The sequence below is a fragment of the Corynebacterium sp. KPL2734 genome, assembly GCF_040225595.1.
GTDB lineage: Bacteria > Actinomycetota > Actinomycetes > Mycobacteriales > Mycobacteriaceae > Corynebacterium > Corynebacterium rhinophilum.
In genome coordinates this window covers 25,125-43,670 of record NZ_JBEHFO010000004.1, presented here as the reverse complement: position 1 = coordinate 43,670, position 18,546 = coordinate 25,125, and the positions used below count along the sequence as shown (strand labels likewise).

18 protein-coding genes are annotated in these 18,546 nt (G+C 59.8%); 6 read left to right on the top strand and 12 right to left on the bottom strand.

All coding sequences use genetic code 11. From position 1 onward, the window contains the following. Positions 1–12: 12 nt before the first annotated feature. The 11 genes from atpA to rho all read right to left on the bottom strand — a co-directional run bounded on the left by atpA (position 13) and on the right by rho (position 10,838). Positions 13–1,653: a F0F1 ATP synthase subunit alpha gene (gene atpA, locus ABRP88_RS03795; protein ID WP_284782613.1), complete on the bottom strand. Its 1,641-nt coding sequence runs from the start codon at positions 1,651–1,653 to the stop codon at positions 13–15. Between the two features lie 60 nt (positions 1,654–1,713). Beyond that, positions 1,714–2,529, bottom strand: coding sequence for a F0F1 ATP synthase subunit delta (locus ABRP88_RS03790; protein ID WP_296089561.1), 816 nt, complete (start codon positions 2,527–2,529; stop codon positions 1,714–1,716). Between the two features lie 6 nt (positions 2,530–2,535). Further along, on the bottom strand, positions 2,536–3,105 hold the full coding sequence (locus ABRP88_RS03785; protein WP_296089559.1) for a F0F1 ATP synthase subunit B: 570 nt from the start codon (positions 3,103–3,105) through the stop codon (positions 2,536–2,538). A gap of 43 nt (positions 3,106–3,148) precedes the next feature. After that, entirely contained in the window at positions 3,149–3,388 is a 240-nt protein-coding gene (locus tag ABRP88_RS03780) for an ATP synthase F0 subunit C (RefSeq protein ID WP_005280196.1), read from the bottom strand. 105 nt (positions 3,389–3,493) lie between these two features. Then, positions 3,494–4,294 (bottom strand): F0F1 ATP synthase subunit A, encoded by an 801-nt coding sequence (gene atpB / locus ABRP88_RS03775; protein WP_023026356.1) that lies wholly within the window; start codon positions 4,292–4,294, stop codon positions 3,494–3,496. A gap of 445 nt (positions 4,295–4,739) precedes the next feature. Beyond that, positions 4,740–5,171, bottom strand: coding sequence for a Cg1360 family ATP-synthase-associated protein (locus ABRP88_RS03770; RefSeq protein WP_349836226.1), 432 nt, complete (start codon positions 5,169–5,171; stop codon positions 4,740–4,742). A gap of 10 nt (positions 5,172–5,181) precedes the next feature. Next, complete coding sequence (locus tag ABRP88_RS03765; RefSeq protein WP_349836225.1) at positions 5,182–6,357, bottom strand: MraY family glycosyltransferase; 1,176 nt, start codon at positions 6,355–6,357, stop codon at positions 5,182–5,184. A gap of 14 nt (positions 6,358–6,371) precedes the next feature. After that, a complete protein-coding gene (locus tag ABRP88_RS03760) occupies positions 6,372–7,040 on the bottom strand; it encodes an L-threonylcarbamoyladenylate synthase (RefSeq protein ID WP_349836223.1) in 669 nt (222 codons plus the stop codon). Between the two features lie 32 nt (positions 7,041–7,072). Continuing rightward, positions 7,073–7,906, bottom strand: coding sequence for a peptide chain release factor N(5)-glutamine methyltransferase (prmC, locus tag ABRP88_RS03755; protein WP_349836222.1), 834 nt, complete (start codon positions 7,904–7,906; stop codon positions 7,073–7,075). A 9-nt stretch (positions 7,907–7,915) separates the two neighbouring features. Continuing rightward, entirely contained in the window at positions 7,916–8,992 is a 1,077-nt protein-coding gene (gene prfA / locus ABRP88_RS03750; RefSeq protein WP_284769840.1) for a peptide chain release factor 1, read from the bottom strand. Continuing rightward, positions 8,985–10,838 (bottom strand): transcription termination factor Rho, encoded by a 1,854-nt coding sequence (gene rho, locus ABRP88_RS03745; RefSeq protein WP_349836219.1) that lies wholly within the window; start codon positions 10,836–10,838, stop codon positions 8,985–8,987. Before rho ends, prfA begins: the two co-directional genes overlap by 8 nt. A gap of 375 nt (positions 10,839–11,213) precedes the next feature. Here rho and ABRP88_RS03740 point away from each other — a divergent pair, with 375 nt between their 5' ends. From ABRP88_RS03740 to mobA, 5 genes are all read left to right on the top strand, one after another. Further along, positions 11,214–13,001: a long-chain fatty-acid--CoA ligase gene (locus tag ABRP88_RS03740; protein ID WP_284769842.1), complete on the top strand. Its 1,788-nt coding sequence runs from the start codon at positions 11,214–11,216 to the stop codon at positions 12,999–13,001. A 61-nt stretch (positions 13,002–13,062) separates the two neighbouring features. After that, positions 13,063–14,178: a GTP 3',8-cyclase MoaA gene (gene moaA, locus ABRP88_RS03735; RefSeq protein ID WP_349836218.1), complete on the top strand. Its 1,116-nt coding sequence runs from the start codon at positions 13,063–13,065 to the stop codon at positions 14,176–14,178. 11 nt (positions 14,179–14,189) lie between these two features. Beyond that, positions 14,190–15,389 carry a molybdopterin molybdotransferase MoeA gene (locus ABRP88_RS03730; RefSeq protein WP_349836216.1) on the top strand — a complete coding sequence of 400 codons (1,200 nt, stop codon included), beginning with the start codon at positions 14,190–14,192 and terminating at the stop codon, positions 15,387–15,389. A 15-nt stretch (positions 15,390–15,404) separates the two neighbouring features. Beyond that, the gene (gene moaC, locus ABRP88_RS03725; RefSeq protein ID WP_005280185.1) at positions 15,405–15,884 is read left to right on the top strand and encodes a cyclic pyranopterin monophosphate synthase MoaC; all 480 of its coding nucleotides are present in this window, start codon (positions 15,405–15,407) and stop codon (positions 15,882–15,884) included. Beyond that, on the top strand, positions 15,884–16,459 hold the full coding sequence (gene mobA / locus ABRP88_RS03720; protein WP_349836214.1) for a molybdenum cofactor guanylyltransferase: 576 nt from the start codon (positions 15,884–15,886) through the stop codon (positions 16,457–16,459). Before moaC ends, mobA begins: the two co-directional genes overlap by 1 nt. A gap of 53 nt (positions 16,460–16,512) precedes the next feature. On the opposite strand, the gene ABRP88_RS03715 is transcribed toward mobA, so the two are convergent. Next, a complete protein-coding gene (locus ABRP88_RS03715) occupies positions 16,513–16,992 on the bottom strand; it encodes a molybdopterin-binding protein (RefSeq protein ID WP_284850273.1) in 480 nt (159 codons plus the stop codon). A 228-nt stretch (positions 16,993–17,220) separates the two neighbouring features. Between ABRP88_RS03715 and ABRP88_RS03710 the strand changes: the two genes are divergently transcribed. Continuing rightward, on the top strand, positions 17,221–18,546 hold the full coding sequence (locus ABRP88_RS03710; protein ID WP_284769848.1) for a nitrate/nitrite transporter: 1,326 nt from the start codon (positions 17,221–17,223) through the stop codon (positions 18,544–18,546).

Below are 18,546 nucleotides of genomic sequence, written 5' to 3'. Positions count from 1 at the left end.
GAGAGCTGAACTCTACTTAGCCGTCTTCCGGGAGACGTTGAGCTCGGTGCTTTTCACGTCATTTTCGTCCAAAGGATCTACAGGCTCTTCGGTGCCCAAGTTGTTGCCCTCGGAGGTGCGGAACGTAGGAGCGAACTCCTTGGCTGCAGCCTCGAGTGCTTCCTTGGACTCATCGCTAAGCGCCTTGCCGCCGGCGATCTGCTCAAAGACCTCTGGAGTATTGGCGTTGAGGTACTCGTGCACCTCGGCCTCGAAGCGGCGAACGTCTTCGACGGGAACGACGTCGAAGATGCCTGCCTCGGCGAGGTAAATGGATACCATCTGGTATTCCACCGGCTGTGGCGACGACTCGGACTGCTTCAGCAGCTCAACCAAGCGGGAACCGCGCTCCAGCTGCGCCTTGGACGCAGAGTCAAGGTCGGATGCGAAAGCAGCGAATGCCTGCAGGTCACGGTATGCAGCCAGGTCAAGACGGAGGTTACCGGCAACCTTCTTCATACCCTTGGTCTGTGCCGCACCACCAACACGGGAGACGGACACACCGACGTTAATAGCCGGGCGCACACCCTGGTTGAAGAGGTCGGACTCCAAGAAGACCTGACCGTCAGTAATGGAAATGACGTTGGTTGGAATGAAGGCACTGACGTCATTAGCCTTCGTCTCGATGATGGGTAGTGCGGTCATAGAACCGGCACCCATGTCATCGGAAAGCTTGGCAGCGCGCTCCAGCAAGCGGGAGTGCAGGTAGAAGACGTCACCTGGGTAGGCCTCGCGTCCCGGCGGGCGGCGCAGCAACAGCGAAATTGCACGGTATGCCTCAGCCTGCTTAGTCAAGTCATCGTAAATGACCAAGACGTGGTTGCCCTGGTACATCCACTGCTGACCCAACGCAGCACCGGAGAATGGTGCCAGCCACTTGTAGCCGGCGGAATCAGAAGCTGGGGCCGCCACGATGGTGGTGTAATCCAGCGCGCCGTGCTCCTCAAGGGTGCGGCGCACGCTGGCGATGGTCGAGCCCTTCTGGCCGATGGCGACGTAAATACAACGGACCTGCTTGTCCTTGTCGCCGGACTCCCAGTTCGCCTTCTGGTTCAAAATCGTATCGATGGTCACCGCGGTCTTACCGGTCTTACGGTCACCAATGATCAGCTGACGCTGACCACGGCCGATCGGGGTCATCGCATCGATAGCCTTGATGCCGGTCTGCATTGGCTCTTCAACCGGCTGGCGCTGCAGCACGGAAGGTGCCTGCAACTCGAGGACGCGCTCCTCTTCGCTTTCGATTGGGCCCAAGCCGTCGATGGGCTGGCCCAGTGGGTTAATAACGCGGCCGAGGAAGTCCTCGCCCACGGGAATGGAAAGGACCTCGCCGGTCCTCTTAACCTCGTCGCCCTCCTTGAGGGACTCGTAGTTACCCAAGACCACGACACCAATGGAGTTAGTGTCAAGGTTCTGTGCGACGCCAATAACGCCGCCGGGGAACTCGAGCAGCTCATTCGCCATAACGGATGGCAGGCCAGAAACCTGCGCAATACCGTCAGCTGCCGAAATGACCACGCCGACCTCCTCACGGGAGGCCTCCGCGGAGTAGCTCGAGGTGTAGTTCGCAATCGCACTACGGATCTCGTCGGAGGAGATCGTCAGCTCCGCCATGTTCTTCCTGCTCTCGGTAGTATCTTCCAGCACTTACTTAAATCGTTTCTGTCGTTTCGGCTACACCATCTGGGCACGGAAGCGGGCAATCTTGCCTGCCGTCGAGCCGTCAATGATTTCATCGCCGACGCGGATGCGCATGCCACCGAGGAGGCTGGTGTCAACCTCAGAGTGAATGGACATCGCACGACCATAAATTTTGCCCAGCTTCTCAGCGAGTACTGCCTGCTGGCCTTCATTCAATTCACCCGCAGCGACTACGCGCGCGATGGTGCGACCCTGCAGCGCTGCTGCAGTATCGGCCAATCCGGCAACGTCATCAATGGGGTTCTGCTCTGGGCGGCTGATGGCCTGCAGCGCGAGCGCTTCAGTAAACATCGTCACCTTGCCGTAGAGCACATTTGCCAGCAATCCGCGCTTGCGTGCGGATTCAGCAGTTCGATCGGAAAGCAGCTGGGTAAGCTCGCCCTCGCGGTCCAGAATCTGCGCCAAGCGGAAAAGCTCGTCTTCGACCTGGCCCAACTGGCCCTGCGCCTCGGCGGCGCGCAGCAATGCGCGGCGACCCAAGGATACAAGCCCGTTGACGAAGTCCTTTGGCGAAGACCACTGGTTCGCCGCAGCTTCCTGCAGGATGCTCAGGGCACCGGCAGAAACCTTGGAGCCAAAGAGATTCTCGGCCAAGGACTTGCGCGCTTCAGCCGAGGCGGCGACGTCAATGAAGGACACGCGCAATTCGCGGTCACCATCCAAAACGTCGACGACCTCAAAAATGTCTAGGCCCGCTTGGACTGCACTAGCGACGTTCTTATCGCCAGCGAGGATTTCATCCACACGGGACTGTGAGTTCGCGAGTGCTTCGCGGCTAGCTGCCTTCATAGTTGCCTACTTTCCGGCCGGTGCCACAGAGTCGAGCTCGGACAAAAAGCCATCGATGGTAGAGGACTTCTTGGAGGCGTCAGAAAGCTCGCCGCCCAGAATCTTTTCTGCCAAGTTAATGGAGTTCTGTCCCATTTCGGAACGCAGCTCAGTAACAACCTGCGCACGAGAAGCTTCCAACTGCTTTTCGCCATTGGCGACGATGCGGCGGGATTCCTCTTCCGCTTGGCTCTTCGCGTCAGCCTCGATCTGCTTGCCGCGCTCGCGCGCCTGCTCGCGGATCTCGGCTGCCTCTGCGCGGGCATCAGCCAGCTGAGCATTGTACTTTTCTAGAGCAGCTTTAGCCTCGGCCTGTTGAGCCTCAGCGCGCTTCATGCCGCCCTCAATCCGGTCTTCACGCTCTTCGAGCAACTTGGTGTAACGAGGAAGTACGAACTTCCAGAACAACCAGAGAATTACGATGAAGCACAGCAAAGACCAGAAAATGTCATAGTTCTTGGGCAGAAGAACGGAGAAGCTACCCGAACCTGGGTTCTCCTCGCCCTCTGCTGCAAGGAAATAAACGACGTTATTCATAGGTCTCCCGTCTTAAAAGTTTCGGTTTGGAAAACTCGTACTTTTAGAACAGGAAGCCGGCAACGAGGCCGATAAGGGCCAGGGCCTCGGTGAAGGCGATACCCAGGAACATGGTGGTACGCAGCTGGCCGGCCATCTCCGGCTGGCGAGCCATAGCCTCAACGGTCTTGCCGGCGACGATGCCGATACCGATACCAGGGCCGATAGCAGCCAGGCCGTAGCCGATGGTGCCGAAGCCTTCGAACGTCGTAGCAGCATCCTGTGCCAGAATGATTTCGTTCATGGTGAAAGTCGTTCCCTTTCGTAAAAAATCTTCAGTCCGTATCGGACCGAATGTCAGTGTTGTGTAATTAGGTGGATTACTCGGTCGCGCTCGTCGACCTCGTCCTTAGTGCGAATCAGCGTGCAAGGACAACTCAATGTACACCGCCGTCAACAAGGCGAAGATGTACGCCTGCAAGAAGATAACCAGAATCTCGAACAGGCTCATAGCCAAGCCCAAGACCACGGTCAGTCCAGACAGGACGGTCCAACCATTTAGCTGCCAGAAGAAGAAGTTCGTAGCAGAGAAGAGAAGAACCAGGATGATGTGTCCAGCAAGGAAGTTCGCCATGAGACGAATTGCAAGGGTAACCGGTCGCAGAATGAACGTAGAGAAGAACTCAATCGGTACCACCAAAAGGTGCAGTGCCGGTGGCAAGTTCGGAATCACTACGGAGGAGCGAATGAACTTGCCCAAGCCGTAGCGCTTGGCGCCGGCGTAAATCATGACGATGTACGAAACGGCTGCCAACACAATTGGCATACCAATACGACCGTTGGGCGAGACGTTAAGTCCCGGAATAACGGTCGCGACGTTCATAAACAGAACCGCGAAGAAGATGCTAGCGATAATTGGCAGGAATCGCTTTCCCTCCTTCTTACCCAAAATGTCCTCGGCGATATGTACGCGGACGAAGTCGACCGCATTCTCGCCTACATTCTGAATGCCAGAAGGAACCAACTTAGGGTTCTTAAAGGCAGCCCAGAAAAGGATCACCACAATTAGCGTCATCAAAATGCGAATCAGCATCAGGCGATCAAGCGCGAACCATCCATCGGCGAAGTCGCCGAAAAACAGATGGTCGGCATCAATTTGCCCCGGGAAGAATTCTTCACCTAGATCGGGCGTATGGAAGTGCCCTTTCATAGCCAATGTTGTAACGCTCAGCGTTCTCTCCCGTGTTCGGGCCACACAGCCAATAGCTGGCCTCTGTGGTGCGATGGACGTCTCAAACTCTCTGCCTTGAACACGGACTCCGTCGCACATCAGCGTGAACAAGACAGGGATTTACCGTGCAGGATTCAAGCGCAACACTTAACCCCGCGGTAACCCGTTGCAAATCGTATCAGCTGGATCAACAGTTTTCGCACGTGGGGGCCCCATAAGCCACACCCGATAGCGCCATTTCCGCCTTTTGCCATACAAAACCGCGCTATTCCTGCCCAATTCACAAACGTGCATTTGATCACACCCTCAGGTCAACACACCTCCTCGGGGGTGACCAACTTCCATTAATGCCAGCATGCAGGCATAAAAAGGCCGTCGCGCACTACCCCAGTGCGCGACGGCTAAGCCCTAATGTGGGCACGAATTAGGACACGTAGGTGATCCTGGCGGTGACCACGGCCCAAACCTCAGAGCCTAAGGTAACGATGAGTGCTACGACGACGGTGAGAAACAGCGCCCACGTGTCATAGAAATCCATGTCCCGGATAATGGCCAGAACTCCGATGAGGACGATCAACTTGATAAGCCAACCGCCCAATACCACCGCGATGGTGGTGGAGGGCGTCGAGTGGGCGGTAAAGAGCACCGACAGCGCGGTAAACAGGACAAAGCCGCCGCCGAGGGCAGCGCCGACGAGAACGCCCCAAAGCCCGGCGACACCTTGTGCCCCGCCCCAGACGGCGAGAGAAATGATGGTAAAGATGCCGAGGGCCGTAGACCCCTTCTTTACGGCGCGCTGCAGCGGCAGGCGCGGGTCATCGAAATTAGGATTTTCCGTTGTGTCACTCACGGACATTCACCCTACCTCACGCACTCGGCGAGTCACGCAATACGCAATCATCCGACGACCTGAGCCCAATCTTACCCTGCCGCAGTGGAATCAGCGTCGCGCCAAAGGCAATCAACAACGCCATGATGGACAGGCCGATTGCAACTGGCGCTGGCACGATGGAAAACGACACCGCACCAAAGGCTACCGCGGACACCCAGAGGTACAACACGAGCACGGTGCGTCGGTGCGTATGCCCCAGAGACAAAAGGCGGTGGTGGATGTGTGCCTTATCCGCAGAAAACGGCGAGCGCCCCTGGGATAGGCGGCGAATTACCGCCCAGACAAGGTCTAAGACTGGAATAAACACCGCAGCGATCACCACGAGGATAGGTGACATAAGCGCCACGATGTCCACGGTGCCGTAGAGGGACATGTTAATCTTGCCGGAGGCGGAGGTGGAGGCCGCGGCGAGCAAGAGGCCGATAAGCATGGAGCCGGAATCGCCCATAAAAATTCGGGAGGGCTCAAAGTTATGGGGCAAAAAGCCTGCACACATCCCCACCAAAGCCGCGCTAATAATTGCGGGTGGATACGCCGATACCGCCCCGCCCTGGTCATGCAGGACGGTCAGCGAGAAGACCAAGATGGCGCCGCCCGCGATGAGCCCGAGGCCCGCAGCTAAGCCATCGAGGCCGTCAACGAAGTTGATGGCGTTGATGAGCAGGACCGTGAAAAAAGCGGTAAGGAGGGTGCTTTGAATCTGGTCGAGTACTACCGTGGTGCCGCCGCCGAAGGGAATGAAAAGCAGCGTCCAGGTTAGGCCCAAGCCACTCATCAGGGCGGCGGCAAAAAGCTGCCCAAAAAGTTTAATGAGGGCCCCGAGTTCCAGGTAGTCATCGGCAATCCCCAAAAGCACGATGGCCAGTGCCGCCCACAACACCGCACTCATCTCTGGGGTCACGGGCATAAACCCGCGAGTCAAGGCTGGGAGCTGGGCTGCGAGGAATATCGCCGCCCCAAAGCCGGTAAACATGGCGAGCCCGCCCATGCGGGGCGTCGGCTGCGAGTGGGAATCGCGCAGGCGAATTTCTGCCACCTGACCCGTGCGGACCAAAAAGGACCGCACCACTCCGGTGGTTAGGTAGGTAAATGTCGCTGCTACGAGGATGACCAAGGCCAACTCGCGCAGCGGTACGCCAGTGCCGCTCACGCGAAATGCTCCTTCTATCCTTGGGGCCGGGTACGCAACGAGTCAGCGGAGACGCCGAGCACCTCACCAATTTCCTCCGCGGATAATGCACCCTCGCGCAGTAGGAATGGATGGCCACCGGAGAGATCGATGATGGTCGAGGGCTTGCCGATGTCCGTTTCTCCCCCGTCCAAATACACAGTGACGGCCTTGCCCAATTGAGCCTTGGCCATTTGCGCGGTCGTCGGCGGTTGGTGGCCAGAAATATTGGCAGAAGAAACCGCCATCGGCCCCACCTCGCGCAAAAGCTCGATGGCAATCGGGTGAAGGGGCATCCGCAGCATGACGGTACCGCGGGTATCACCTAAGTTCCACGGCAGGGACGGGGCCTGAGGCACGACGATGGATAGTCCGCCTGGCCAAAAGGCTTCGACGAGGTCGCGGGTGGAATCGGGGTACGAGGCGACGAGGCCGCGAACGGTGTTCCAAGAGCCGACGAGCACGGGAACCGGCATATCCGGCCCACGCTGCTTGGTGGCAAGCAGATTGGCTACCGCGTCATTATCGAAGGCATCGCAGCCCAAACCGTAAAGCGTATCGGTGGGCATGACCACAAGCCGCCCAGACTTGGCGGCCTTGGTGGCGATGCTCACGCCTTCCTCACGCTCGGTGTCATCGGCGCAATTATAAATTTTTCCTTGCATCAATAATCCCCTTCTTGCCCGACGGTGATGCCTTAGTTTACCGCGCGCTGCGCGGTAATAAAGCGCGGCGTGCCTGTTAAGTCCCTAAGCGGCGCGATATGGGAAAAGCCACCGTGGTCACGCACCGCATCGCGCACGACATCGCCAGTCGTATCGTCGTGTTCAATCGCCATGACCCCACCAGGCCGCAAAAGCCTGGCGATGGTTGGGATCAACCCGCGGATTACTCCCATGCCGTCATCGCCACCGAAGACAGCCACGTGCGGATCGTGATACACCTCCGGTTGCAAGTTCGGATCTTCCGGTACATAAGGCGGGTTGCTCACTACGAGATCGACCGTGCCATTCCAGTCCGCCAGAATCTGGCTGTCGGTCCCGTCCGCCTGCACCACCTCTACCCCGGTGCCGTTGGTATTGGCGCGGGTGAACTCGAGGGCGGCATCGGAAAGCTCGACCGCCCTCACCTCCGCCTGCGGTACGTAATGCTGCAGGTAGAGCGCCAGCGCGCCCGAACCCGAGCACAAATCCACCATGCGCGGGCCGGGTGCGTGGTGGACCGCCCAATCCGCCATCACCTCCGTTTCCGGGCGCGGAATGAACACGCCTGGCCCCACCTTTAGGTCTAGGGGCCCAAACCACGCCGTGCCCAGCACGTATTGCAGCGGCTCGCGCTGTTCCCGTCTACGCAAAAGCGCTTCAAAGGCCACGTCAAAGCCGGGCATGGGTGGCTCATGCAGCGGAATATCCAAATGCCCGCAGTGAATGAGGTGTGAGATGAGGATGCGCGCATCCCATTCGGGGCTTCCTACTCCAGCAACGCGAAGGCGCTGCACCCCTTGGCGCAGCGCCTCACCGTACGAATCCATCGACCGCTATTATCCCTCGGCCTCAAGGCGCTCGGCGCGCTCCTGGTCCTGCAGAGCCTTGATGAGATCCTGCATATCGCCGTTCAATACGGAATCCAGGTTATTGGCCTTGTAGCCAATGCGGTGATCCGTAATGCGGTTTTCCGGCCAGTTATAGGTGCGCACGCGCTCGGAGCGATCCATGGTGCGCACCTGGGAGGCGCGCTGCTCGCCAGCCTCGGCCTCGCGAGCATCGCGTTCCATCTGGTCCAGGCGAGCCTGCAGCACCTGCAGGGCACGTGCCTTGTTCTGGATCTGCGAGCGTTCCTTTTGGCAGGTAACAATCAATCCCGTGGGCAGGTGGGTAATGCGCACCGCCGAGTCGGTGGTGTTCACGCCCTGGCCGCCCTTACCGGAGGAGCGGTACACGTCGACGCGGATATCCTTGTCATCGATATTGACCGATTCGACCTCTTCGGGCTCCGGGTACACCAGCACACCGGCGGCAGAAGTCTGAATGCGCCCCTGCGACTCCGTAACCGGCACGCGCTGCACGCGGTGCACGCCGCCTTCGAATTTGAAGACGGACCATGCGCCATCGCGCGTCGGAGACTTAGCGCGGAAGGAGATAGTCATGTCCTTCACGCCGCCCAAGTCGGATTCGTTAAGGCCCAAGACCTCCCACTTAAAGTCGATCTTATCGGCAAAACGCTCGTACATGCGGGCCAAGTCGCCGGCAAAGAGCGCGGCCTCTTCGCCGCCGGCACCCGCCTTGATCTCCATGATGATGTCTTCCGAGTCCTGCTCATCGCGCGGGGCGAGCAGGTCAGCCAACTTTTCTTCCAGCTCTTCCACAGACTCGGCTAGGCGGTCCGCTTCTTCCTGGAAGTCATGGTCTTCATAAGCCATCTCCTTGGCGTCCGCGAGGTCCTCGCGCGCCTGGGTCAGCTCATCGTTGACCATGATGATGGGGCGCAACTCCGCGTACCGCTTGGACAGCTTGCGAAAAGCCTGCTGATCGCCGGCGATTTCTGGGTCGCCCATCTGCATTTCAATGCCCTGGTATTCCGACACAATGTCATCAACCATGGAAACTTGATTAGACATAGTCTTCCTCGTCCTTATCCGCTGCCATCGGTGCAGAAGAAGCTACCTGCATGAGGAACTCGCCATTCGAGCGGGTCTTCTTAAGCTGCTTGATCAACAGGTCAATTGCCTGGTGGGAATCCAGAGCCGACAGGATGCGGCGCAGTTTGGTCATGATGCGCGCCTCTTCAGGCACTAGCAGGAGCTCGTCCTTACGGGTACCGGAGGGGTTGACGTCCACAGCCGGGAATACGCGGCGCTCCGAGATCCCGCGGTCCAGCTTCAATTCTGCGTTACCCGTCCCCTTGAATTCTTCGAAGATGACGGTATCGCCGGTAGAACCGGTCTCCACCATCGCGGTGGCGATAATGGTGAGCGAACCGCCCTCTTCAATATTGCGGGCAGCGCCCAAGAAGCGCTTTGGTGGGTAGAGCGCATTGGAATCCACACCACCAGACAGGATGCGGCCCGATGCCGGGGAGGAGTTGTTGTACGCGCGGCCCAAGCGGGTGATGGAATCCAGCAGCACCACGACATCCTTGCCCTGCTCCACCAGGCGCTTTGCGCGCTCGATGGCCAGCTCGGAGACGGAGGTGTGCTCTGATGGCGGGCGATCAAAGGTAGAAGAAATGACCTCACCCTTCACGGAGCGCTGCATGTCCGTGACCTCTTCAGGGCGCTCATCCACCAGCACCACCATGAGGTAGCACTCGGGGTTATTGGTAGCAATCGCATTCGCGATGTTTTGCAAGATTGTGGTCTTACCGGCCTTCGGCGGCGAGACGATGAGCGCGCGTTGACCCTTACCAATCGGCATAATCAGGTCGATGACGCGGGTGGTCAGGATCTTCGGGTCCGTTTCCAAGCGCAGGCGCTGATTGGGATACAGCGGCGTGAGCTTATTAAAGTGCGGGCGCTGCTTTGCCTCTTCGGGATCGATCCCATTGACGGTATCGACCTGCACCAACTGGTTGTACTTGCGGCGGTTGCGGCCATTGCCGTGCGTGTGGGTAGGCCCAGCCACCTTGACCTGACCGGTAATGGCATCGCCAGAGCGCAGACCCAAACGGCGCACGATGTTCTTATTAACAAAGACATCCGCATCGCCCGCGCGGTACCCAGTGGTGCGCAGGAATGAGACGTTATTGTCTACGACATCCAAGATGCCGCCGACAGCCTGCAGCTCATCGCCCTCGCGTACCTGCAGGTCATTGCCGCCGCCGTGGTTATCATTATTGCCCCGGCCACCCCGGCGATTCCGGCGGTTGCGACGGCCGCGGCGGTTACCGCGGTCAAAATTATTATCGTCATTGCGATTATTGCGGTGATTATTATCGCCGTTCTTCTCGCCCTGCTTGTCCCCCTGGTTATCGGAGCCATCCTGGGAGTCCTCGCGGCGGTCCTGGTGGCGATTCTGGTTCTGCTCCTGCGCATCACCCCGGTTATTGTCGCCCTGCTCTTGGCGCTCCTGGCGGCGGGCGCGATTGCGGCGCGCGCGGCGGGCCTGCGACCGCGACTCATAGCGCTGGTCGTCGCCGTTGTCCTTGCGGTCTTTGCCGCGGTTGTCCTGCTGCTCGCCGGACTTGCCGTTATCGCTCTCGCCGCGATCATCCTTCTTGGACGGCTTATCTTTCTGCTTGGCAGACGCCGCATCCTTCGCGGGTTTCTCGGCCTTTTCTGCCTTTTCTGCCTGCTCTATTTTTGCCTTCGCCTTTGCGGGAACCTGACCGGTCTTAATGGCGGTAATGAGATCCCCTTTGCGCAGGGCTGAAACGCCGCGAAGACCGCGCTCGGCGGCCATTTTGCGCAATTCCGGCAGCTTCAGGGATGCGAGATCCTGTGCCGCGGTGTTGTCCGTATCGCTCACGGATATCCTTTCGTTGCTTGACCAGGTCCATAGTTGGGATCCGCCCTCCCCCACTTCAGGGAAGCTTGGGCGGGTGCACTGGAAGCCGATGTGTATTTTTCTTATCTTTTCGCCCTCGTGCCAAGGCGCTAACGCGCCTTGCCGGGGCAATAAGCATGAGGCCTCTTCCGGTTACCTTAAGGGAAATCCCCCTTGTAGCTCGTACGCGGGGGCGGAAGAATTCAAGAAACGACTGTGGGCAATGTATAACGATGGGACCTGTCACTGGGCCCGATTGCATAGGATTGGGAAGATTTTCCCGCTTTCCTATCAGTCGAAGGCAATTATAGCGCATTCGCTTCGCGGTGAGTACTTGGACACCGCTACAGTGGAAGCATGCTTTCCACGATGATGGATATTCCCCTGTCTTTAACCCGCATTTTGGAATACGGCGCGTCAGTGCACGGCAATACCACTGTTACCACTTGGCACGGCGAGGGAACCGGGTCCGAGTTTGGCCCCGCAGAAAAGGTTACCTTCCGCGATATCGCTGCACGCGCAGCAGCCTTTGCCCATGTTTTACACGATGACCTTGGCATCACCGGCGATCAGCGCGTGGGTAGCTTCATGTGGAATTGCGCTGAGCACCTCGAGGTCATGTTTGGCTCTGCCTGCAAGGGCGCGGTTTTCACCCCGCTGAATAAGCAGCTAATGAATGACCAGATTCGCCACATCATCAGCCACGCCGAGGTCTCCGTCATCGTGTGCGATCCCCGGCTCGCCCCGCAGTTGGGCACGGTTTTAAACGGCGCGCCATCTGTGCATTCGGTGATTTTTACCGGTTCCCAATCGCCGCAGCGCTTTGCCCACCATTTTCCGCGCGGCATCGAGTTTTATTCCTACGAGGCGCTGCTGGATGGCCGCTCTACCATCTACGATTGGCCCGAGCTCGATGAGCGCACCGCCGCCGCATTGTGTTATTCCACCGGCACCACCGGCGCACCGAAGGGTGTTTTATATTCCCATCGCTCGCTTTACCTCGAGGCCATGCAGCTGCGTTCCTCGGATTCGCTGTGCATTACCCACGGCGAGACCTTCCTGTGCTGCATTCCCATCTACCACGTGCTGAGCTGGGGCGTTCCCTTTACGTGTTTCATGACGGGCACCCCGCTCGTGCTTCCCGATGCCGATGTCTCCGCCCCCACCCTCGCCAAGGTCATTGCAGCCACGTCGCCGCGCGTGGCCCACGGCGTGCCCACCATCTGGATCCAGCTCTTCGTGCACTACATGCACAATCCGCCAGAGCGCATGACGCTGACGGAAATTTTCGCCGGCGGCTCCCCTGTGCCGCCGCAGCTTATCAAGATGTGGGAGGAGCATTACGGCGTCGACGTCGTGCACGTCTGGGGCATGGTGGAAACCTCAACGGTCGGCAGCGTCGCCCGCCCGCCGCAGGGAGCGTCCGGCGATACCCGCTGGGCTTATCGCATCTCCCAGGGAAAGATCGCCGCCTCGCTGCAATACCGCGTGGTCAATGACGGCCAAGTGGTATCGAAGACCGACCGCAATGCCGGTGAGCTCCAGGTGCGTGGCAACCTCGTGACCGGTTCTTATTATCATTCCCCCACCGCTGAGCCGGGTGAAGTGGCTTCCGAGTTCCGCGGCAAGCCGGTCGAGGCCGCGGAATCCAAGTTCACCGCAGACGGCTGGTTGCGCACAGGCGATGTCGGCTCCGTAACGAAGGACGGCTTCCTCACCGTGGAAGACCGCGCCCGCGATGTCATCCGCTCGGGTGGCGAGTGGATCTATTCGGTGCAGTTGGAAAACCTCATCATGGCCAATTCAGATGTGGTGGAAGCCGCGGTAATTGGCTACCCAGATAAGCAGTGGGTGGAACGCCCCCTCGCCGTGACCGTCTTGGATGAACAAGCCTCTCCCACCATCGAAACGGCCGAAAAATTGCGCCAGAGCCTGCGCAAGGAATTGCCTAGCTGGATGCTGCCGGAGTACTGGGCCTTCGTAAAGTCGATCGATAAGACCTCAGTGGGCAAGTTTGATAAGAAGGATCTGCGCACCCACTTGGCGGAAGGCGATTACAATATCATCCGCCTCAAGGGCCCAGGTGAAGCCCAGCGCCTTGACGAAATCAACGAAAGCGATTTTAACCGGGAAAACGAGGAATAATCATCGGCCAGGTTGCGTTGTCGCTTGGTGTACCTTGTTTCCCACTCTTAGACTGGCAGCAATGACTTCACCAACGCCTTCTTCTTCAGCGGTGTCCCTGCCCCTGCCCACCGTGGGCCGGACGCAGCCGCCGGAGGATTTACCTGCCGCGGCAAGCGACGGCACCCGCGCCTTGGTTGATCGCTACGGCCGCAGGGCACGCGACCTGCGTGTGTCCCTCACGGACCGCTGCAACCTGCGCTGCACGTACTGCATGCCAGCCGAAGGCTTAGAGTGGATGCCCACGCAGCAAACGCTGTCCGATGAAGAGACCATCCGGCTTATCCGCCTCGGCGTGGAAAAGCTCGGCATCTGCCAGGTGCGCTTTACCGGCGGCGAGCCGCTGCTGCGCAAATCCTTGGAAAAAATCATCGCCGCTACCAAGGAACTCACCACGGATGAAGGCATTGCGCCGTCGACGGCGCTGACTACTAATGGGTTGGGCTTGGAAAAGCGCGCCGCAAAGCTTGCCGCAGCAGGCCTCGACCGCATTAATATCTCGCTAGATACCATCGATCCACAGCGCTATGCCGCGCTCACCCGGCGCGATCGGCTAGCCCACGTGCTCGAAGCCATCGCCGCCGCAGCCGATGCCGGATTGAATCCCGTCAAGATCAATGCCGTGGTCATGCCCGGCGTCAATGAAGCAGATATCGTCCCGCTGGCGGACTATGCGCTGCACCAGGGCGCCCAGCTGCGCTTTATTGAGCAGATGCCGCTCGGACCGCGGGAAAAGTGGCGCCGCGAAGACATGGTCACCGCAGATGACATCTTGCACCGGCTACAAAGCCACTTTTCCATGCGCCCGGCGCGCGAGCCACGCGGATCAGCCCCGGCCGCTTTATGGGATGTTATCGCCCCCGATGGCACCGCCGGCAAGCTCGGCATCATCGCCTCCGTAACCCATCCCTTCTGCGGCGACTGCGACCGCACCCGGCTTACCACCGATGGTGCCGTGCGCAACTGCCTGTTTGGCAATTCCGAAACCCAGTTGCGGGATCTCATGCGCTCTGGCGCCAGCGACGAGGAATTAATGGAGGCGTGGGCCGGGGAAATGTGGACGAAGAAACCGGGCCATGGCATTGATGATGAGGGCTTTTTGCAGCCGGATCGTCCCATGTCTGCCATAGGCGGCTAATCTAATTATTTATGTCCGCATCGCGTTCCATTTCTGAGCACCTTTCCGCGGTTTTGGCGCTGGCGCCGGCACCGCGCGCAGAGTCCGTACCCGTTGGCCCCGCGCTGTGCGGACGGGTATTAGCGGAGGATGCGACCGCGCGCTTTCCCGTCCCGCCGTTTGCCAATTCCGCTATGGATGGCTTCCTCGTCCGTGTCGCAGATATTTCGGGCGCGGGCCCGTGGACGCTGCCGGTAGCAGGCGATGTCCCCGCCGGGGCTACGCCCCAGGCAGTTCCCGTCGGTCAGGCGGTGCGCATCATGACCGGGGCCCCGGTGGGCGATGCCACTGGCTTAATCGTCGTCCCAGTAGAAAACACCACCGTCCCGTCTGGTCCCACGGAGTTGCCGCGCGAGGTCACCATCACCGCCGCGCCTGCAAAAACCCATATCCGCCCCGCTGGAGAAGATATACAACCCGGCACCGTCGTTGCTACTGCCGGCACTACCGCCAATGCCGCCGTTATCGCGGCGCTTATATCCACCGGCATCTATTCCGTGCGGGCCTACCGGCGCCCGCGCATCGCGGTGATTTCTTCCGGCAATGAGCTATCCACCTATCCGGATGAACTTGCCCCAGGGCGCCTGCCGGATTCCAATGGTCCGATGCTCGCCTCCCTCGCCCACACGGAGTCCTACTCGCACGTGGGCGACGATCCTGCGGAGTTATCCAGATTGCTCGATGAGCTCAGCGCATCCCACGACCTCATCATTACCTCCGGCGGGGTATCGGCCGGCGCTTTCGATGTGGTGCACGTAGTGCTGGGCACGGGCGATAATTCGTGGTTCGGGCACGTTCACCAGCGGCCCGGTGCGCCGCAGGGCATCGGCAGGTGGCGGGGTGTTCCGGTGCTTGCGCTGCCGGGCAATCCGGTGGCGGCTTTCGTCGGTTTCCAGCTCTATGCACGCCCGCTTATCGCCGCCTTATCGGGCCAGCCGCACCCGCGGGAGACCGTGCAGCTGAGTGCGAAGGTGGAGGTTTCGCTGCCATCGGCAAGCGCACGCCCCATCATCGTCCCTGTGACCGTAAGCTTTGCGGGAAAGCCCAGGATTACTGGCGCGTTAAGCCGTGGCAGCCACCGGGTGGTCTCGCTGGCCGGTACGAATGGGTATTGCATCATTGATGGACCTGCCCCCGCCGCGGGCGAAGAGACCACCGTCTATCTGTATTAAAGAGGAGAATTTTTCATGGAGTTTACCCACCTCAATTCCGCCGGCACCGCCTACATGGTCGATGTGACCGAGAAGCAGCCGACCGTGCGCACCGCCACCGCCGAGGGCGAGGTCGCCTGTTCCCCGGAGGTCATGACCGCGCTGCGCGAGGGCACCGTACCCAAGGGTGACGTGCTGGCGGTCGCGCGCATTGCCGGCATTTCCGCGGCGAAGAAGGTCCCAGAGCTCCTGCCGCTCGCGCACACCATTGGCGTGCATGGCTGCGCGGTGGATCTCGAGCTTGCCGATGCCCACGTGAAGATCACCGCCACCGTGCGCACCGCCGACCGCACCGGCGTGGAGATGGAGGCACTGACCGCGGTCAACGTTGCTGCCTTAGCGCTCATTGACATGGTCAAGGGCGTCGATCGCTCCGCGTATATTCGCCGGTGCGGCATCGTGGCGAAGTCGGGCGGGCGCTCCGGCGATTGGTCTAGGACCCTCCCGGAGGCTTAATGGACGGCGCGATCATTCTGGCCGGCGGGCAATCGCGCCGCATGGGCGGGGCGGATAAGGCACAGGTGCGCGCCTTTGGCCTGCGCCTGGTGGACCGCCTGCTGCGCCAGCTTCCCTATGGCATGCCGTCTATCGTTATTTCCCCGCATTACCTCGGCCTGCCGCAGGTATGCGAGTCGCCGCTTTTTGGTGGCCCCGTCGCCGGCATCGAGGCAGGTGCGCGCGCTTTGTCGCAGTGCGATCGCCTGGCACTCTTCGCGGTGGATGCTCCCGATTCCCCGCAACTGCTCCCCCACCTGAACGGAGCGTTGCATGCCGCGCCCACCGCCGGCGCCGCGATTACCCGCGCCGCGGACGGGTACTTACAACCCCTGTGTTCGCTGTGGCATACCGCTGCGCTCTTTGGGCGCCTAGGTGCGCTGGAGTCCACCCGCAATGTCTCCGTGCGCAGGCTTATCCGCGGCGCCGATTTCGTCGAGGTTGCCGGCACCGGCGCCGAGCGCGATTATGATACCCCGGCCGAATTGCAGTCTATTCCGCCGCACCCCTCCCTTCGCGCTCACCGGCACGGCTAATCTACCCACACTCCCCTCTCCCCGTGAGCGCGAAGGGACGGTGAGGAGGAGAATTATTCGCCGCGGGAGCGGAAGACATCGGCAAGCAGCGGCGCAATAACCCCAAGAGCATCTGCCACGGCGCCGGTAGACGAGGCGCAATTGATGATGAGGCTGCCGCCGCCGTGGTCGGTCATGCCGATGATCCCGCGGGACAGACCCGCCTTGGGCGAGGACTCGAGCCCGCGCAGGAGCACCTGGGTCTCCAGGCCGTAGAGGCGGGCCTTGATATAGCGCTCGGTGACCTCTGGGGTCAGGTTCGTCGCCCCGATGCCGGTGCCGCCGATTACCACGACGATATCGGTGCCGGTATCCACGGCGGTCCGCAGCGCGTCGTCGACTGGCTTAAGGCCCTCCGGCACGATGTTGGGTGGTGCGACATCGATGTCGTGGGCGCGGAGGATTTCTGCCGCTTTCTCCCCGGCGCGGTTCGGTTTTTCTCCGGCCAAAATGCGGTCCGAGCTGACGATTATCTGTGCCTTTCTTTGGGACATGAGTCTCATTCCTTCCTCACTGTGGAGTGTGGTTAATATCACATCATTCCGTTTTCGACACCAACGCACTTGGGGCATAGGGCTAACCTGCGGCATCGGAATCGATCAAGAATTACGCAACATTTGTATGCCGTAATTAGATACGGGTTTTACCGTTTTTATTTACCTTTTCGAGCATAGCCGCCGGTAGATTAAGGAGTTGAACGACCTACTACCTGTGAGGAAATCATGACCGCTCTTGATACCTCAGGCAAAGTCATCCAAGGTTGGGATCCAGAAGATTCCGACCACTGGGATTCCAAAATTGCCTGGCGCACGCTGTGGATCTCCACATTTGTTCTTATCATTGGCTTTGCCACTTGGTACCTCGTATCGGCAATTGCCCCGCAGTTGAACCAGATTGGTTTCGACTTAACCCGCAGCCAGCTCTACTGGCTAACAGCCATCCCCGGATTGGCGTGCGGTATCTTCCGTCTCATCTTCATGTTCCTGCCGCCGATCCTCGGCACGCGCAAGCTCGTCTTCAGCTCCTCGCTGCTGTTTATCATCCCCATGCTGGGCTGGTTCTTCGCGGTGCAGGACTCCTCCACCCCTTACTGGTGGCTGATGACCCTCGCCTTCCTCTCCGGCATCGGCGGCGGCGTGTTCTCCGGCTTCATGCCCTCGACCGGCTACTTCTTCCCCAAGCGCCTGTCCGGTACCGCGCTGGGTATCCAGGCCGGCATCGGTAACTTCGGTATCTCCTTCATCCAGCTGGTTGCCCCATGGCTCATGGGCTTTACCCTGTTGGGTGTAGGTTTTGTTGCCCCGCAGCGCACCGATGACGGCGAAATCTTTGTCCACAACCCCGCCATCTTCTTGGTGCCGTGGGCCATCGTCGGCGCATTCCTGGCATGGACCCTGCTCAAGGATGTTCCCGTGAAGGCGAATTTCCGCCAGCAGATGGACATCTTTGGCAATAAGAACACCTGGATTCTTACCGTCGTCTACTTCATGACCTTCGGCGCATTTTCAGGCTTCGCCGCGCAAACCGCGCTGCTTATTAACCAGATCTTCGGCGAAGGCTCCGAATTTGCCGGCACCTACGAGAACCTGCCCGCCGGCGCGAGCTACGCCTTCCTCGGACCACTTATCGGTGCGCTCGTCCGCGCCCTGTGGGGCCCACTGTGCGATAAGTTCGGCGGCGCCATCTGGACCTTCATTGGCTGCCTGGGCATGACCATCTTTACCGTCGTGGCCACCTTCTTCCTCACCCCGGACGAGCCGGATGAGGTCTGGTGGTTCCTGGGCACCATGCTCATTTTCTTCTTCTTCACGGGCTTGGGCAACGCCGGCACGTTTAAGCAAATGCCCATGATTTTGCCCAAGCGCCAAGCAGGCGGCGTTATCGGTTGGACCGGTGCCATCGGCGCCTTCGGCCCGTTTGTCGCAGGTGTCTTGCTCTCCATGATGTCTGCACCGACGTTCTTCTGGGGCTGCGCCGTGTACTTTGCCATCACCACCGTGCTGGTGTGGATCTACTACGCCCGCCCCAATGCACCATTCCCCGGATAA

What these genes read in the sequence shown, in the direction of transcription:
- atpA (WP_284782613.1), bottom strand. Translation starts at nt 1,653, where the DNA reads ATGGCGGAGCTGACGATCTCCTCCGACGAGATCCGTAGTGCGATTGCG.
- ABRP88_RS03790 (WP_296089561.1), bottom strand. Translation starts at nt 2,529, where the DNA reads ATGAAGGCAGCTAGCCGCGAAGCACTCGCGAACTCACAGTCCCGTGTG.
- ABRP88_RS03785 (WP_296089559.1), bottom strand. Translation starts at nt 3,105, where the DNA reads ATGAATAACGTCGTTTATTTCCTTGCAGCAGAGGGCGAGGAGAACCCA.
- ABRP88_RS03780 (WP_005280196.1), bottom strand. Translation starts at nt 3,388, where the DNA reads ATGAACGAAATCATTCTGGCACAGGATGCTGCTACGACGTTCGAAGGC.
- atpB (WP_023026356.1), bottom strand. Translation starts at nt 4,294, where the DNA reads ATGAAAGGGCACTTCCATACGCCCGATCTAGGTGAAGAATTCTTCCCG.
- ABRP88_RS03770 (WP_349836226.1), bottom strand. Translation starts at nt 5,171, where the DNA reads ATGTCCGTGAGTGACACAACGGAAAATCCTAATTTCGATGACCCGCGC.
- ABRP88_RS03760 (WP_349836223.1), bottom strand. Translation starts at nt 7,040, where the DNA reads ATGCAAGGAAAAATTTATAATTGCGCCGATGACACCGAGCGTGAGGAA.
- prmC (WP_349836222.1), bottom strand. Translation starts at nt 7,906, where the DNA reads ATGGATTCGTACGGTGAGGCGCTGCGCCAAGGGGTGCAGCGCCTTCGC.
- prfA (WP_284769840.1), bottom strand. Translation starts at nt 8,992, where the DNA reads ATGTCTAATCAAGTTTCCATGGTTGATGACATTGTGTCGGAATACCAG.
- ABRP88_RS03740 (WP_284769842.1), top strand. Translation starts at nt 11,214, where the DNA reads ATGCTTTCCACGATGATGGATATTCCCCTGTCTTTAACCCGCATTTTG.
- moaA (WP_349836218.1), top strand. Translation starts at nt 13,063, where the DNA reads ATGACTTCACCAACGCCTTCTTCTTCAGCGGTGTCCCTGCCCCTGCCC.
- ABRP88_RS03730 (WP_349836216.1), top strand. Translation starts at nt 14,190, where the DNA reads ATGTCCGCATCGCGTTCCATTTCTGAGCACCTTTCCGCGGTTTTGGCG.
- moaC (WP_005280185.1), top strand. Translation starts at nt 15,405, where the DNA reads ATGGAGTTTACCCACCTCAATTCCGCCGGCACCGCCTACATGGTCGAT.
- mobA (WP_349836214.1), top strand. Translation starts at nt 15,884, where the DNA reads ATGGACGGCGCGATCATTCTGGCCGGCGGGCAATCGCGCCGCATGGGC.
- ABRP88_RS03715 (WP_284850273.1), bottom strand. Translation starts at nt 16,992, where the DNA reads ATGTCCCAAAGAAAGGCACAGATAATCGTCAGCTCGGACCGCATTTTG.
- ABRP88_RS03710 (WP_284769848.1), top strand. Translation starts at nt 17,221, where the DNA reads ATGACCGCTCTTGATACCTCAGGCAAAGTCATCCAAGGTTGGGATCCA.